Origin of the sequence: Streptococcus mitis bv. 2 str. SK95 (assembly GCF_000222705.1) — a bacterium.
GTDB classification, from domain to species: domain Bacteria; phylum Bacillota; class Bacilli; order Lactobacillales; family Streptococcaceae; genus Streptococcus; species Streptococcus mitis_AY.
This window is the reverse complement of record NZ_AFUB01000031.1, coordinates 1-2,178: the sequence shown is the minus strand read 5'-3', so window position 1 is coordinate 2,178 and position 2,178 is coordinate 1. Positions and strand designations below refer to the sequence as shown.

The window sequence follows — 2,178 nt, the reverse complement described above, 5'->3', positions numbered from 1 at the left end:
GGCAAGACTCAGTACACCTATAATGAACTGGGCTATCCGATTCAGGTCACCGATGCCAATGGCAATGTCACTAAGATGACCTATACCTCAACGGCTCAACTGGAAGAAGTGACTCTTCCAGACGGAACCACCGTAAAGCAAGAATACGATGCCCTTGATCGTCTCATCAAGCAGACGCATTCTAGTGGTTTGGTAACAGAGTACAGCTACGATGCCGCCAACCGTGTAGTGAACAAAAAAGATAATCAGGATCTCAATGAGACCTACACCTATGATAAGGCAGGAAATCGTCTCACTTTAACAAACAGCTTGGGTGAGGTTACCCAATACAGCTATAATAGTGACAACCAACTGACTAAGGTGGTCTACGCAGATAAGACCAGCGAAACCTTCACCTATGATGTCATGGGCAATGTCGCAAGTTCAACTGACCAAGAAGGAAAGACCAAGACCTATCACTATGATCAAAATGGCAATCTGCTCAAGACTGTCGATCATCTGAAACGTGAAACCAAGTATAGCTACGATGCTCTCAACAGAGTGGTGACAGAGTCGGATGCCGATGGCAATACCTCTACTTATGAATATGATGTCCTTGGCAACCTATCTAAAATGACCGATGCCAATGGCCATTCAAGTAGCTATGGTTATGATGCCAATAAGAAATTGGTACTCTATACGGATCCAAATGGTCATGCGACAGCCTTTAAGTACGACCCATTAGGACGAATCATTGAAACAGTAGCTCCGACAGGAAGCAAGCAAAGTTTCAGCTATGATGCTTTGGGAAATCGCTTGAGTGAAACCAGTGGTGAAGGTCATACAACGACCTACAGCTATGACAGTATGAACCGTGTCAGCAGTAAGAAACGCCCAACAGGTGGAGTGACTCAGTACGCCTATGATGCTACAGGTAGCTTGGCAAAAGAAACCGATGCCAACGGTCATAGTACCAACTATGTCAATGACCTTTATGGTCGTGTAACCAAACGCACTCTGCCAAATGAGGCAGCTTACACCTATGCCTATGACGCCTTGGGCCGTCTCACCAAGCAAACAGGTCCACAGGGGCTATCAAAAACCTATAGCTATGATGTATCTGGAAACTTGGTGCAAGAGACAGACCAATCCGACCGAAGCAATCACTATAGCTATGACAAGGTTGGCCGTCTCCTAACGGCTAAGAACGCCCTTGACCTTGAAACCAAGTATAGCTACGATGAAGCGGGGAATCTAACCAAACTGACCAAGCCATCCGGTGCTACAACCACCTTTGACTATACGACCCTTGATCAACTAAAAACAATCAAAACGCCAACTGGTCGAACGGTGGAATCAAGCTATGACCCCGTCGGTCAGGTGACCAAACGAACTATCAATGGTAAGCGCGAAACGACCTATACCTATGACCCGAATGGCAATCTCCTTGAGGAGACGAATCCTCTCGGTCAAGTAACTAAGAGAACCTATGATAGCCTCAATCGCCTCACCTCAGAAAGTGATGCGGCAGGCCAGTGGACTAAGTATCGCTATGACCACGATAACCATCTCACGAAGATCACAGATGAGGCTGGTGGCGTCGCAAGCATGACCTATGATGCCAATGGCAACCTCACCAGTGTCACATCCGGAAGCAAGCGTGTCAAGACCTACACCTATGACCTAAAGGATCAGTTGCTTACAGCGACGCAAGGAAGTGGAGAGAAGGCTTCTACCTCTAGCTATACCTACGACAGTGTGGGCAATGTCACTTCGGTCACGAATGGAAATGGCAAGGTCACAAGCTACAGCTATGACCAACTTTCCAATCTAGTGGAGCGCTTGACCAGTCTCGGAGATAAGGAAACCTATACCTACAATGTCAATAACCAGCTCGAAAAAGTAACCAAGTCCGATGGGAAAACCATCAGCTACGACTACAACAAGCTGGATCAATTGCTCAAGGTGGAGTACTCTGAAAAGCAAGATGGTCAAGTCCTCTATACCTATGATGCGGATGGCCGTCGGGTGTCTATGAGTGACCTGACAGGAACCAGTCAGTACGCGACCAACGAAGAAGGCGAAATCACGGGTGTTCGTCAGGGAGATGGGAGCTTGATCCAGTACGAGTATGATGCCTATGGTAATATCTCGAAGATGATTTACCCAGATGGTAGTACAGTCTCTTACACTTACGAT

General features: G+C 47.0%; 1 pseudogene. It reads left to right on the top strand.

The features are described 5' to 3' along the window. Window positions 1-2,178, top strand: a pseudogene (locus HMPREF9965_RS06855) (RHS repeat protein); the annotation flags it as partial.